The sequence below is a fragment of the Corallococcus praedator genome, assembly GCF_003612125.1.
Lineage (GTDB): Bacteria > Myxococcota > Myxococcia > Myxococcales > Myxococcaceae > Corallococcus > Corallococcus praedator.
In genome coordinates this window covers 1-14,260 of sequence record NZ_RAWI01000243.1, presented here as the reverse complement: position 1 = coordinate 14,260, position 14,260 = coordinate 1, and the positions used below count along the sequence as shown (strand labels likewise).

6 protein-coding genes are annotated in these 14,260 nt (G+C 64.3%); 1 reads left to right on the top strand and 5 read right to left on the bottom strand.

Annotated elements, in window-relative coordinates; all coding sequences use genetic code 11:
- Window positions 1-207: 207 nt before the first annotated feature.
- Entirely contained in the window at window positions 208-3,462 is a 3,255-nt protein-coding gene (gene carB, locus D7Y13_RS26810; RefSeq protein ID WP_120538084.1) for a carbamoyl-phosphate synthase large subunit, read from the top strand.
- A 48-nt stretch (window positions 3,463-3,510) separates the two neighbouring features.
- Here the strand turns inward: carB and D7Y13_RS26805 are convergent, their stop codons facing one another.
- The 5 genes from D7Y13_RS26805 to D7Y13_RS26790 form a co-directional block, all read right to left on the bottom strand.
- Window positions 3,511-4,194 (bottom strand): hypothetical protein, encoded by a 684-nt coding sequence (locus D7Y13_RS26805; protein ID WP_120585386.1) that lies wholly within the window; start codon window positions 4,192-4,194, stop codon window positions 3,511-3,513.
- An 11-nt stretch (window positions 4,195-4,205) separates the two neighbouring features.
- Window positions 4,206-4,976 carry a hypothetical protein gene (locus D7Y13_RS45325; protein WP_147444471.1) on the bottom strand — a complete coding sequence of 257 codons (771 nt, stop codon included), beginning with the start codon at window positions 4,974-4,976 and terminating at the stop codon, window positions 4,206-4,208.
- Window positions 4,977-5,285: 309 nt separating this feature from the next.
- Entirely contained in the window at window positions 5,286-6,191 is a 906-nt protein-coding gene (locus D7Y13_RS45320; protein ID WP_147444470.1) for a hypothetical protein, read from the bottom strand.
- A gap of 75 nt (window positions 6,192-6,266) precedes the next feature.
- Window positions 6,267-7,250, bottom strand: a complete 984-nt coding sequence (locus tag D7Y13_RS26795) for a hypothetical protein (RefSeq protein WP_120585384.1) — start codon at window positions 7,248-7,250, stop codon at window positions 6,267-6,269.
- Between the two features lie 45 nt (window positions 7,251-7,295).
- Complete coding sequence (locus D7Y13_RS26790; protein ID WP_120585383.1) at window positions 7,296-14,189, bottom strand: choice-of-anchor D domain-containing protein; 6,894 nt, start codon at window positions 14,187-14,189, stop codon at window positions 7,296-7,298.
- Between the last annotated feature and the right edge of the window lie 71 nt (window positions 14,190-14,260).

Here is a 14,260-nt window from a genome sequence, read left to right as displayed (position 1 = left end):
GTCCTGGGCGAGGGCGGGCGCGGAGACGAGGACGAGCAGGGCCAGGGACGACCAGCGACGCATGGAACCTCCGGAAGGGAACGCGGCAGCGTAGCAGAGGACTTGAGGGTGCAGGTCCTGCGAGCGGGCGGGCGGCGGACAGGACCTTCGCACGGGGACAACGCACCGCGTGCATGTCGGGACGGAGGTTGGTATGGGGGGCGCCCGATGCCCAAGCGTACCGATATCCGGAAGGTTCTCGTGATTGGCTCGGGCCCGATTGTCATCGGGCAGGCCGTCGAGTTCGACTACTCAGGCACCCAGGCGATCAAGGCGCTTCGGGACGAGGGCGTGGAGGTGGTGCTGCTCAACAGCAACCCCGCCACGGTGATGACGGACCCAGAGTTCGCGCACCGCACCTACATTGAACCCATCACCGTGGAGGCGGCGGAGAAGATTCTCGCCGCCGAGCGTCCCGACTCCCTGCTGCCGACCATGGGCGGGCAGACGGCGCTCAACCTGGCCAAGGCCCTGGCGGAGAAGGGCATCCTGGAGAAGTACGGCGTGCGCCTCATCGGCGCGTCGCTGGACGCCATCAACAAGGCGGAGGACCGGCAGCTCTTCAAGGCGGCCATGCAGAAGATTGGCGTGGCGCTGCCCCGGAGCGGCTACGCGACGACGCTGACGGACGCGATGGCGCTGGCGGAGGACATCGGCTTCCCGGCCATCATCCGTCCCTCGTTCACGCTGGGCGGCACGGGCGGCGGCATCGCGTACAACCGCGAGGAGTTCGAGGCCATCTGCCGCTCGGGCCTCAAGGCCAGCCCCACCTCCACCATCCTCGTGGAGGAGAGCGTGCTGGGGTGGAAGGAGTACGAACTGGAGGTGGTCCGCGACTCGGCGGACAACGTCATCATCATCTGCTCCATCGAGAACCTGGATCCGATGGGCGTGCACACCGGTGACTCCATCACGGTGGCGCCCGCGCAGACGCTGACGGACCGCGAGTACCAGCGGATGCGGCAGGCGTCGCTGGCCATCATCCGCGAGATTGGCGTGGAGACGGGCGGCTCCAACATCCAGTTCGGCATCCATCCGCAGGACGGCCGCATGGTCGTCATCGAGATGAACCCGCGCGTCTCGCGCTCCAGCGCGCTGGCGTCCAAGGCGACGGGCTACCCCATCGCGAAGGTCGCCGCGAAGCTGGCGCTGGGCTACACGCTGGACGAGCTGCGCAACGACATCACCCGGGACACGCCGGCCTCCTTCGAGCCGACGCTGGACTACGTGGTGGTGAAGGTGCCGCGCTTCAACTTCGAGAAGTTCCCCAAGGCGGACCGCACGCTGACGACGAGCATGCGCTCCGTGGGCGAGGTGATGGCCATTGGCCGCACCTTCCCCGAGGCGTACATGAAGGCGCTGCGCTCCATGGAGCTGGGGCGCGTGGGCCTGGAGTCGCCGGACCTGCCCTCGGAGAAGGAGGAGCGGGAGAAGGTGCTGCGCGAGGGCCTGCGTGTGCCCCGGCCGGAGCGGCCGTGGTTCGTGTCGCAGGCGTTCCGCGAGGGCCTGACGGTGGAGCAGGTGCACCAGTTGTCGGCCATCGACCCGTGGTTCCTGCGCCACATCGAGGCGCTGGTGCACGAGGCGCAGATGCTGGCGGACCACGGCCGGTTGGATCAGCTCCCGGACGACGTGCTCCGGCAGGCGAAGTCGCACGGCTTCTCCGACAAGTACCTGGGCAACCTGCTGGGCTACCCGGAGGCGGAGGTGCGGGCGCACCGGCACGCGCGCGGCATCCGGCCGGTGTTCAAGCGGGTGGACACCTGCGCCGCGGAGTTCGAGGCGTACACGCCCTACCTGTACTCCACCTACGAGGAGGAGGACGAGGCGCCGCCCACGGACCGGCAGAAGGTGCTGATTCTTGGCAGCGGTCCCATCCGCATCGGGCAGGGCATCGAGTTCGACTACGCGTGCGTGCACGCGGCCTTCGCGCTGCGCGAGGCCGGGTACGAGACGGTGATGGTCAACTGCAACCCGGAGACGGTGTCCACGGACTACGACACGTCGGACCGCCTCTACTTCGAGCCGCTGACGATCGAGGACGTGCTGGAGGTGTCCCAGCGCGAGAAGCCGGTGGGCGCCATCGTGCAGTTCGGCGGGCAGACGCCGCTGCGCCTGAGCGTGCCGCTGGAGCAGGCGGGGTTGCCGATCCTGGGCACGTCGCCGGACGCCATCGACCGGGCGGAGGACCGCGAGAAGTTCTCCAAGCTGATCGAGAAGCTGGGCCTGACGCAGCCGGAGAACGGGGTGGCGCGCAGCCACGCGGAGGCGTTCAAGGTGGCCGAGCGCATCGGCTATCCGGTGATGGTGCGGCCGTCGTACGTGCTGGGCGGACGGGCGATGGAGACGGTGTACGACGCGGCCAGCCTGGAGCGCTACATGCGCGAGGCGGTGAGTGCGTCGCCGGAGCACCCGGTGTTGATTGATCGCTTCCTGAAGGACGCCATCGAGGTGGACCTGGACCTCGTGGCGGACCGCACGGGGCAGGTGCTGATTGGCGGTGTGCTGGAGCACATCCAGGAGGCGGGGGTGCACTCGGGAGACGCGGCGGCGACGCTGCCGCCGCACTCGCTGTCACCGGACCTGGTGGAGCGGATGAAGGACCAGGCCATCTCCATGGCGCGCGAGCTGGGCGTGGTGGGGCTGATGAACGTGCAGTTCGCCATCCAGGGGAAGATCATCTACATCCTGGAAGTGAACCCGCGCGCCAGCCGCACGGTGCCGTTCATCTCCAAGGCGACGGGCGTGCCGCTGGCGAAGATCGCCGCGCTCTGCATGGTGGGCAAGACGCTGAAGGAGCTGGGCCGCACGGAGGAGACGGAGTTCAAGCACGTGGCGGTGAAGGAGAGCGTCTTCCCGTTCGCGCGCTTCGCCGGGGTGGATGTCATCCTGGGCCCGGAGATGAAGTCCACGGGCGAGGTGATGGGCCTGGCGGACGACTACGCGTCGGCGTTCGCGAAGAGCCAGCTGGCGGCGGGGGTGAAGCTGCCCAAGGCCGGGCGGGTGTTCATCTCCGTGAAGGACGAGGACAAGCCGGCGGTGGTGGACCTGGCCCGGCGGCTGCGGTCCATGGGGTTCACGCTGACGACCACGTCTGGCACTCACGACTACCTGCGGACCAAGGGCATCGAGTCGCAGCTGGTGCAGAAGGTGAAGGAGGGCCGGCCGAACATCGTCGACAAGATCGTCGACGGGGAGATCGTGCTGGTCATCAACACGACCTTCGGCAAGCAGGAGATCAGCGACAGCTTCTCCATCCGGCGTGAGTCGTTGATGCACTCGGTGCCGTACTACACGACGGTGCAGGCGGCGCGCATGGCGGTGGGCGCGCTGGAGTCGCTGAAGCGCTCGGACCTCGCGGTGAAGCCGTTGCAGGAGTACCTGTACGGCGAGAAGGGCATTCCGCCGGGCGGCCGTCGGTAGGGCAGGGCGGTCAAGGCTCGCGGCCCCTGGATGTTCCGGGGCCGCGAGTCATTCAGGCAGGAGACGGCAACACCAGATGTATCCGGAGCAGGCAGCGACACGCTTCTCGTTGGCTGAGCAGGTCACGGTGGTGTTGCAAGCCGCGCCATCCCTCGCAGGGAGTTCCTCCCCGTCAATGACCGTGTCAGGGGCGCTGCGGGAGTCAGCCCGGCGCAGGTCTGACAGACAGGCCCCCACGCGTCTGCATGCCTCATCGTCAATGGATGGAGGCCAGGGACCGTCGAGAAAGTCCTCGGGGGCGTAGCGGTCCTTGGGAAGGTCGCCGGTGTAGAGCAGCAGTGTTGCGTCGAGCGCCCCTGGAGACGCGCAGCGCTGGACGGGGCCCCACGGCCTGAATTCGAGCACTTCGAACTCAGGGAAGCTGGCGCACCCTTGGAACTCATGGGACTTGCCGGTGAACCGGCCTCTGACCCGGTACCGCCCCTGTTCCCACACGTTGCGGCGCAGCTTCTCACGAGGCCGGTTCGCGCCAACGGCGAGGACCCGCTTGAACGGGCCTGAGTCCGACTCAGCCAGGTTCAGCAGGTCCACACCGCAGTCCGAGGTCTGCTCGGCGAAGTACTCGGGAGCAATGGGTGGTGCGTTGATAGGGACGGGCTTCGATCTGGCTGATGCGAAGTAGTAGCTGCCTGCGAACCCAGCGCCAAGCAGCGTCAGTGCGGCCAGATACAAGCGCGGTCTCATCAATTCACCTGGTCTCCTACCTTTGAATGAAGCAGTCGTGGCGCTACCGCTTTGGAGTACTGGTACCACTCAGCCCCAGAGCTGAGCACCACTTTACCTGAGTTGTCGTGGATCTTCTCGAAACCTACCTTGCCATCAGAGCCCTCCGCGAAAACGGAGAACGCGCTGGCCCACTTTTCGGCAAAAGCCTTGGTGTTGCATCCAAAGAACTTGTGCGGATGGGTCGCGGTCTTCTGGGGGACGAACGAGGACGCGGCAACCTTTTTGATGTCAATCACGTTCACGATTGCGCTGGAGGCTGGCGAGACGGCCTCATCAGAGGAGTTGTGATTCAGCGAAAGCCACAGGTCATCCCTGGCATGACCGTAGAACCATACCCGGCTCACCTTGGTGCTCTTGAGCTTGTTGATATAGTCCCAGAACCCTTGGGCGAGGGAGAGTCCTTCATACTTCCAGCCGCGATCCTTGGCGCGTGCCTTGAGGAGGTCGATGTAATTCAGGCGCTTGCGTTTTGTTTTGATGTCGACGGTGTGCTGGTGTTGAGTTGGAGCGGACTTCTGATGGGTTGTGTCGCTGTCCCATCGGTCCTTGTAGGCGGGTTCGTAGACCAACCAGTGCACATCCTCAGTCACTGGATCGTGTAGCTCGGCACCGCTGGAGCGAAGCAGCGGAGGGGTGACGAAATTATCCCAGCTCTGGTCATGCCGGTCCGGGTCCTTGGGGTTGTATTTCGAGGGACCACCCGAGAGAATGATGAAAGCGCTTTTCAAAGCCCCACTCCTTTGAGATGCGGTGAGTCAAAAAATCGATATCTCAGGGCGAGGTCAGCCGGCCTCGACCCATCTCCTGAACCGGTGCAGGGCGCATGCGAGCTGAGTAAGGCCGAGGTAATGGCCGTGCATTCAAAAGCCTGGAGTCGTGGCAATTGACCAATGCGACCACAAACCACTTCAACCCAAGCGAGCGAGAAGACGCCAGCACGCACCTGCTTGGTGTGCCATCGATAGGCTGCCCTGACGAATCCGAATCTCCAGGGCATCGGTTTCGCTCATGGTGGATTCGTAGGCGGCAGGGCTCGCTCATCTGAAAAGATTGAATTCGGCAATGTCCAAGCCAATTGTTGCCCCGTTGCCGCCGTGGTTTCGTGCGTCTTTATATGGCTCCGAGAAGTATTTAAGCAGTCCTGCCTGCTCCTGGCTCCAGTCTTGATCTCGCTTGTGCTTGATTCTGTTTACCTCTGATTCAAATTTTCTACTTGTGATTATGATGTCTGGTGAATTGTAGGCGGCGGCTATTGCTTGGCATAGGTACATGAATCGCTCTGCTTCGGTGTTGCCGCAGATTTGGCCCTTTTCGTAGTATATTTTCTGTATTGACTTGCATGTGTTTGTTTTTGGTGTTGGGGGTGGGTTGAGTTGGTGTTCTCGCTGCCATGGTTTTAGTAAATTGGATCTCATCAGGTTGAGGAGTCTGTTGATTTCTCTTGCGGCTGCTTCTATGGCGACCTGCATTATTCGGAGCCGCTGGCTGATGTGGAGTGCGACTATTGATTTTTCGGGGATGGTAGCTAGTCCCCAGGAAGTAATTTGTTTTCTGTTTATTGAATCTAGTTTGTTTTTGACTATGTCGACGTGGCCGAATCTCATTGCCGTGTCGTAGACTTGCATTTGTGCCGGCCCGAAGGATCCGTCGACAAAATTGAGGCGTTCCTGGGCTTGGTCTTTGATGTCGATGTCGGCAAGTTCGTTGAGTATTGTTGCTGCTATGAGTTTTTTGGGAATTTTGTTTTTAATCGAGCTTTCCGAGAGCTGGTTTTCGTAATGGACGATTTTTGTTTTGTACCAGCTTATTCTTTCTTTGTTGCTCATGCTGAAGAGTGTGTCTGTATCCATCTGCTCGACGCTTACTTTGGGTGGAATGAATCCTATCCTTCCTGCTTTTTCGTCATTCAGTGTGAATTTACAAAATGGATCAGTGTTTTTCATATTTTCGGTGTTTGTTGATTGCGTTGATTGGTGCTTGTGGGTTTTGACGGCGACCGCGCGCTGATTGGGTTGGGCCTACCACCGGCCGTCAGACCCGCCCCCACCGAACTTTCCACCGCCAAATCCCTTGAACTCGCTCTCCGAAAGCGACTGGCCCTTCAGCGCCGGGTGCATCTCCAGCAGGTGACTCACCCACTTCTTCGCGTACAGCGCCTGCGGAGTCTTGAACTCCGCCTGCCGCCGGTAGACGCCTCGCCAGGTCATCTGGCTGTCCCAGAGGGCCGCACCGTCATCCGCGCCGTAGCTCTTGGGATGCCCGACGTTCAGGCGGAAGCCCTTGGCCTGGACGTAGTTCGCCAGGAGGATGCTCCAGATGGAGACGATCGCCTTCCGGATGTCGATGAAGAGGTTTCCCCCCGACTCCATCAACTCATACATGAGCATCGAGTACCGCTCGACCGCCGCGGACTCCAGATAGAAAACCGGCGTAGTCCCTCCGTAGGCAGTGAACTGGCCACCCTGCACCGTGCCCACCTGGAGGCTGCTTCCGGCCCTCCAACCCGGCATACCCGGCTCCAGGACACCGAACACCCAGGAACGGCGCCCGGCGAGGAAGTGATAGCTGTTGAGCCGGGTGAAGATGGCGCCCCATGGGACCACCATCATCGACGTCATGTAGTCCGAACGCTCCGCGAAGTTGCGCTTGACCGTCTGCGCGGCGAAGCCCTTGTTCGCGTCCTTCCAGAGGACATGCACCCAATCGCTGTGCACATCCGGCAGGTTGATGCCCAGCTTCTCCGACTTGAAGTCGAGCAGGAACCGGAGCGTCTTGTTGTGCTCGAACTGCTTGGTGGACCAGGCCACCGCCGCCCGGTTCTCCGTCAGGCCCTGCTGCGTGCCATTGAAGAACCGGGGGAAGTCCTTGATGAACTCCCCGACCAGTGCGGGGAGTTTCTGTTTCGGGTCACCCTGGAGGCCGGGGATGCTGAAGTGAATCCGGAACTGATTCACATGGAACGTGCCACAACCCTTGGCGATCTTGAGCTCCGTGAAGTCCATTCCCCACCTCCTGGGTGATATGTCCGTGGTCAGCGACTCGGTGTGTCAGTCCTCCACCCGCATTCGCCGAGCCTGACGCCCCAGGCCCAACCCCAGCAGGAGCAACAGGGCCAGCGCCGCGCCCCCGTCCCCACTGGTTCCACAGGCGCATCCACCGCCCGTGCCTCCCAGGGTCCTGGCCTGGCCCTTCAGCACCAACTGGGCTTCCGTGGTCGTCTCCCCGCGCAGGCGCAGCTTCAGCGTTCCTTCCGCAGGGCCTCCCACCTGGCCCTGGAAGGTGACGTTCACCGTCGCCTGGGCTCCCGGCGCCAGCTCCGCGTCCAGGGCGCTCGCGTCGATCTGGAACGCCGGATTGCTGTTCTCCACCACGCTCAACCTGGCCGGCGACGCCGACTGGTTCGTGAGCGTCACCGTGCGCGGCGTACTGGTCGCGCCGATGTCCACCCAACCCAGGTCCAGCTCCATGGGCTCGATGGTCAGGAAGCTGGCCACCGTCACCCCTGACAGGGCCACCAGCGCGGCGCGCTCCTGGTCCTTCGTTCCCAGGACCAGCGTCCCCTTCGATACACCGGCCTGCGCCGTGTCGTACTTCAGCTCCACGGTGAGCGAGTCACCCTGCGGCAGGACGCGCCCCTCCGCCCCCAACACGGGCGAGACCACCACGAAGTTCGTGGCCTGGGGTCCCTCCACCTTGGGTTGCACCAGCAGCAGTTCCTGGGTGCTGTCATTGGTGAGCACCACCTTCGTCGTCACCGTCTCCGACTGGCGCACCGTGCCGAAGTCCAGCGTACGGCTGAGCGCACGGAACACCGTGGAGATTCCGCGGCCCGACAACGCCACCTGCGCCACCGGAGACTCCAGGTCACTCGTCACCACCGTCAGCGCCGCCTTGGACGTGACGTCCGGACGCGGCACGAACTTGATGAACAGCTCCTTCGACTCCTGCGCCGCCAGCGTGAAGGGCAGCGCGGGCGCGGACTCCACGTTGAAGTGCGAAGGCTCCGAGTTCTCAGCCACTCCGAGAATCTCCAGGCCCTGCACCTTCAAGGGTTGGAGCGATTCGTTGGTGAGCCGCACCGACCGCACCGCCGCCGACGACGACTCCGTCACACGCGCTCCGAAATCCAGCGCGGGCGTGGACAGACTGAGCTGGTTCGTCCGTCCATGGCCACTCAACGTCACCAGCACCGTGCTTGCCTGGTTGTCGTCGGAGGTGATGCGCAGCACCGCATTGAATCGCCGCTGCGCGTCCGGGTGGAATTGGAGCGACAGATCCATGCTCCCCCCTGGCCCCAGCTTCACGGGCAAGGTGGGCTTCTGCAGGATGAAGGACTTCGCGTCCTCTCCGTCCAGCGAGACGTCCTTCACCGTCAGCGGGCCGACCTCCGCCGCAATCCCGCCGTCTGCCCCCGTGCCTCCTGCTGGGGACGCGTGTAACAGGCGCAGGCCGATGAAGTCCGATTTCGTGTTCACCCGCGTGCCGCCGAAATCCAACGTTCCGTCGAACGCAGCGCCGTCTCTGCGTGCCACGTTCAGGTGCGCCGAGGTGGCCGTGCCTTGCAGGGTGAGGGCCAGGGAGGTCTGCGTGGAAGTCCCTCCCGTGCTGAGCGTCGCCGTCAGCGAACGAGCTCCCCCCTTCGGAACCTGGGGCTGGAATCGCAGCGTGAGCGGGGCGCTGGCTCCCGCGGGCACCACCAGTGGCAGCCCCTGCGCGGAGAACTCGGACCGCCACTCACTGTCGGAAGCGAAGTCCACGGACACCTGAGCGGCCGTGATGCCCGTGTTGGTTACCAGCACCACCTGATCCGCGTATGCGCCGAAGTTCACCGGACCGAAGGCCACCGAGCTGGTCGGCAGGTACACGCTGCCCACACCCTCTACCGCCAGGGTGACCTCGTCGGGTGTCGTCGCCGAGTTGCTCTCGATTGAAAGCTTGCTGACGTTGCTTCCCAGCTTGGACGGCTTCGCCGTCACGAAGAACGAGTGCACCGTGCCCGAGAGCACCGTGACCCTTTGTTGGATCGATTTCGGACAGCCGTCTTCCTGGCTCCCATCCACCGGATGCAGGCAGAAGTCGCCCGGGACGGTCACGGCATAGATCTCCAGCGGCGCTCTTCCCTCGTTCTTCACGACGATGAGCTGGCGGGGGCCCTCGATGTTGATGGCCTGCGGAGCGAACCCAGGATTCTTGCCTCCAGGGAATACCACGAGGGGCACCGTGCCCCTCCCGGAGACTTTGAAGGACAGCTCGTTGGCTGCTTCAGAGTCGCTCAGGATCTTCAGGGTGGCTTCCTGGTCCCCCGCCACCTCCGGCTGGAAGGTGATATCGAGCTGGGCGGTTTCATCCTGGGCGAGGATGATGGGGAAATGTCCGCTGTGCAGCTGCGCGTAGAAGGGGGCTGCGTATTTCACGTTGCTCACGGTGAGCGGCGCGGAACCCGAGTTGCGCAGGGTGATGGACCGGGTGCTGCTTCCCAGTCGAGCCACCTCTCCAAAGAAAATCTGGTTTTCGCTCAACTCCAGCTTGGCGGAGGCCCCGACTCCATACAACGTCCGTGTCAACGACACGACCAGAGGGGAGTTCTTCAGTCTTATCTCCAGTGGACCCCTGAAGACACCAATGGCTGTCGGGTTGAAGCTGACGTTGATGTTGCGAGTGCCCTTCACCGGAATGGGCTCGACCAGATCCACCTTGATCTGGAAGGGGAGTCCCGCGGTGGTACTCACGCTCGACAGTTCGACGGGAACATCGCCTGAATTGGTAATGGTGAGGATGCGCGGGTTGCTGGTGTTGGGCAACGTCGCGGGAAAGAGGATGTCCCCCTCGGGTGCGGACACCTGTGCGTCCGCGCCCGTCCCCTTCAACTCGAAACGCCGGGTCGCGGTGACGCCGGTGATAGCGCCCTCATAGTCGATCTCCAGTGAGTCCTTTGACTCCTTGTTCAACGTCACCGGTCTGTATGTGATTTTGAAGGACTCGGACTCCTCACCCGGCTTGATGACAGTCTGCGGGGGGGTGAGGGCTTGCACGGTGAATTCCGACCAGCTTGGCACGACCCGGGCCGCGACGATCCTGAGGCCCTCCGAGGCGTCGATGCTATTGCGTACGTTGAGTTCGCTGTTGATGTGGGTATACCCCACCTGCCGGGGGCCGAAATTGATGCCCTCCTTGTTGAAGATCGCGATGGGGCCCGCGGATTTGCCCTTGACCACGAGCGTCGGCGGCAGGGGCCGGTCACCGGTCGTGTAGAAGCGAAGTCGCGTCTCCAGGTCACCCACGGTGGTGGGGCCGAAACGGATCCGCAACGACATGGTTCCCGCCGGTGGCAGCGTCTGGGGCAGGAAGTCCACCACCTGGAAGTGGGCGTTGTTGTCCACGGTCACATTGGAGAGGAACAAGGCCTGGTTGCCGGTGTTCGTCAGGGTTGTGTCCTTGTAGTACTCGCCAGTGGGGGCTCCTGGAGGGAACGTCAAGGTGCTGCTCGACAGTGTCAGCTCGGGCGCGAGTGCCCGGCCTGTGATTGGCACCGACGCCACAGGAAGGGTTGCGTCGGTCTCGAACGCGAGCGTGCGGGAGAACGCCTCTCCCCATGAACTCGCGGCGAACGTCACGGTCAGGACTTCGCTGCTACGTGCCGCGACCACCAGTCCCGATGCGGGAATGCCCGCGAGCGTGTAGGGCGTCAGGGTTTCTGGAGGTACCAGGAGCACCCGGACGGGCCAACTCGTGGGATTCTTGAGGGTCACCTGCCGCGTGGGGAGCGTGTCGCTCACCGTCCAATCGCCGAAGGTCAGCGAAGTCGGGCTGACCTCCAGCGAGGTCTTTCTCGCGACGCCATGCAGCGGCACGGTGGTCACGCAGGAGGTGGCGGGGGAGGTGCTGAAGGAAAGCACGCCATCCACGGAGCCGCTTTCGTTGAGCTTGGGATCGAACTTGATGAAGAGCTCCCGCCCCGCGGAATTCGGTGCCAGCGTGAACTGCGTGGAGGGACTGACGGAGTAGGCATCGCCGTCCTGCGTCACGGTGGGCGTCAGCGTCAGCGCGACCGTGCCAGTATTGGTCACCACCACCCGCTTCTGCTCACTGGCCGAGTCTCCTGCCACCTGTTCGGCGAATTCGAACGACTGGGGCGCGAGGCTCAGGCAGGCCGTGCCAGGCGCCGACGTGCCGGACAGGGTCAGGGTAGGCGCTCCGGTGGCGTTGCTCGCGAAGGACAATGTGTCCAAGACACTCCCGCTCTGGCGCGGCAGGAACGTCACCTGCAGACGCTGGGTCCCGCCGGGGGCGAGGCTGAAGGCGCTCGAAGGATCGATCTGGAAGGCGGAGTTCGCCCCCTGCGCCAGCGTCATCCCGGTCACATCGAGCCGGATGTCACCCTCGTTCGTGACGATGACCTCCTGGGGCGCGCTGGCGGTGTCCACCGCCGTCTGCGGGAAGGCCATCGCGGTGCGGCTCAGCGCGAGCTTCGCGGGAGTCGCCGCTGGCGTCGCGGTTCCGGACAAGGTGAGCTTCGGCGCGGCGGCGTCGTTGCTCGTGAAGACCAGGTCGTCCGTGGCGCTCCCGCTCACGGCCGGCTGGAAGGTCAGCTTCAGGCGTTGGGTCTCCCCGGGGGCGAGGCTGAAGTCGCTCGAAGGATCGACCCGGAAGGCGGAACCCGGTGCCTTGTCCATCGCCAGTCCAGTCACTTCCAGCAGGCTGTCGCCGCCGTTCGTGACCGTGACCTCCTGAGGCGCGCTGGCGGTGTTCACGACCGTCTGCGGGAAGGCCATCGTGGTGCGGCTCAGCAGGAGCTTCGCGGGAAGGATTGCTTCGCCCTTCAGCGAGGCGGCGGGCGGCGTGGGGCAGACGGAGCTGTTCCCCAGCGAAAGGACCCCCGTGAACGTGTTCCGGGCGGTGGGCTGGAACGTGACGGTGAGCTGCCTCGAGTCGCCCGCGGGGACGGTCAGGGCCTGGCTTGGCACGCTGAAGGGCTCGGGGACCGAGGGCGTCTGGGAGAACGTCTGGTTGCCCAGGTTGATCACCTTCACCTGCCGCGTCGGGCTCGGGTTCGCGTTCACCAACTGCCTGCCAAAATCCAAGGACGGCTGTTCGAACACGAGCAGCGGGCCCTGGGCCTTGCCGGCGAGCGTCACCGTCAACGAGGGCGCATTCGGATCATCCGTATAGAGGGTCAGCTTCCCCTGGAAGTCGCCGGGCTGACCGGGAGCGAAAGCCACCTTCACCTTCACGTCGTTCGTGCTGCCCTGGCCCGCGGGCGACACGGGGCAGGGAGTCGCGCAGCGCGTGGTGCCGGCGGCGTCGTACAGGCCGACGAGGGAGAAGCCTCCGCTGACGCTCGTGCTGGTGACGTGTCGCTGCGTCGCGGAGATGTTGCGCAGCACGATCTCCTGTTCGGAGGTCGTGCACGCGTTGGGGGTACCGAAGTCGACGGTGTCACGGTTCAGCACGAGGCCGGCGGTGGGGGCCGCCGGAGCACCGGTTCCGGACAGGGTGACGGAGGGCGCGGCGGGGGAGCTGTTGCTTGTGAAGGACAGCGTGGCCGACGCACTCCCGGCCACCCGCGGGGTGAACGTCAGCTTCAAGACCTGGGTGTCGCCCGGGGCGAGGCTGAAGGGGGCCGAAGTATCGACGTAGTAGGGGGTGTTCGCTGGCTGCTGCAGCCCCAGTGCGGACACCGTGAGCAGGCTGCCACCGTCATTCTTGACCGTGATCTCCTGGGCGGCGCTGGGGGTGTTCACCGTCGTCTGCGGGAAAGCCATCACGGTGCGGCTCAATACGAGCTTCGCGGGGGAGGCTCCTGGCGTCGCGGTGCCGGTCAAGGGAAGGTTCGGTGCGGTGGAGTCGTTGCTCGCGAAGAGCAACTCGTCCGAGGCATTCCCGGGCTGACTCGGATGGAACGTCAGCTTCAATCGCTGGGTATCGCCGGGGGCGAGGCTGAAGGGGCCCGAAGGATCGACCTGGAAGGCGGAGTCCTGCGCCAGCGTCAGTTGGGTCACCGTGAGCAGGCTGCCGCCGTCGTTGCGGACGGTGACCTCCTGGGGCGCGCTGACGGTGTTCACCGTCGTCTGCGGGAAGGCCATCACCGTGCGGCTCAGCACGAGCTTCGCGGGGGATACGGCCTCGCCGCTCAGCAATGCGACGGGTGGGGCGGGGCAGACGGAGCTGTTTGCCAGGTTGAGCACTCCCGCGAACGCTCCCTTCGCGATGGGGTTGAACGTCACGACGAGCGTCCCTGTGCCGAGTGCAGGGATGGTCAGTGGAGCGTTCGGCACGCTGAAGGGGGGCGTGGCTGAAGGCGTCTGGGAGAACTCCTCGTTGCCCAGGTTGACCACCGTCACGGAGCGCGTCGGCGCCGAACCCACTTCATGGGCACCGAACACCACGGACGTCTGTCCGAGCACGAGCAGGGGGCCCGTGCTCTCTCCGTCGAGCGTCACGGTGAGTGACGGCGTGTTCGGATCATCCGTGTAGAGCGTCAGCGCCCCGTGAAAGGTGCCGGGCTGGAGCCGACTGAAACCGACCCGCACTTCTATCGGGTCCTCGTTGCCCACGGGCATGGCCGGTACGGTGCAAGGGAGTGCGCAGGGAACGTTCGGCGTCTTGTACAGGCCGGCGAAGGTGAAGCCTCCGGTGATGCTCACGCGGTTGATCTTGCGATCCGTGGTCGCGGGGTTGCGCAGTTCGACCATGCCCTCGTCCGGCGTGCACGCATCCTTGCCGATGAAGCCGAGGGCGGTGTCCGACAGCTCAAGCGGAGGCTCCGGATCTGCAAGTTGCGCCCCCGTGCCAGGGCCCTGGACGCGCGCGTCCCGGGGCTCCACGACGGGGGCGGCAATGCGGGCCTTGAGGGTGCCTGGCTCCGGTGGTTTCTCCGGATCAGGACCGCAGGCGGTCAGGACGCACAGTGAGGCCGTCAGGATGAGCAGGAAGCGGTTCATGAGACGACCTCAGTTCTCGGCGCGGAGGGCCGTGGCCTTGGGGGCTTTGGAGGGAGGGGCTGCCTTGGGGG